The organism is Mesorhizobium sp. M6A.T.Ce.TU.016.01.1.1, assembly GCF_003997065.1.
Lineage (GTDB): Bacteria > Pseudomonadota > Alphaproteobacteria > Rhizobiales > Rhizobiaceae > Mesorhizobium > Mesorhizobium mediterraneum.
Map to the genome: position 1 here is coordinate 1 of NZ_RZTJ01000155.1, position 422 is coordinate 422.

At 61.8% G+C, this 422-nt stretch carries 1 pseudogene; it reads right to left on the reverse strand.

Annotation, left to right across the window (positions count from 1 at the left end):
* Positions 1 to 82: 82 nt before the first annotated feature.
* Positions 83 to 422: pseudogene (locus EOC94_RS33725) on the reverse strand (hypothetical protein); the annotation flags it as partial.

Genomic DNA, 422 nt, shown 5'->3' on the forward strand with positions numbered 1-422 from the left:
GGCGCTGCATTTCAACTGTCGAAGGCAACCCAAAATAGCCCGTTCCGGTGCGCCGGGCGGGCTATTTCGCGTGTCGGGCCGATCAAGCGAGGATGTTGACCGCGCGTGCCGCGACCAGCGCGATGGTCAGCAGCGAGATCATGGCCTCGGCCATCATCAGCAGCTTGGCGCGCTGGGAAAGGGGCAAGGTATCGGTGGGCGAAAACGCTGTCGCATTGGTGAAGGCGAGGAAGAAATAATCGACGAAACCGGGCAGCCAATCTCGGAGGTCACGGTCGTTCAACGTCATCTGCGCGAACAGGAAATCGGCCTGCGCAAGCTTGACGAGGCCGCAGGTCGGCGGGCCGCCGCGGTCGGTGCTCCAGAACCACAAGGCAAAGACGATGACGTTGGTGACCCAGATGTTGAGTGCGTCGATCAGC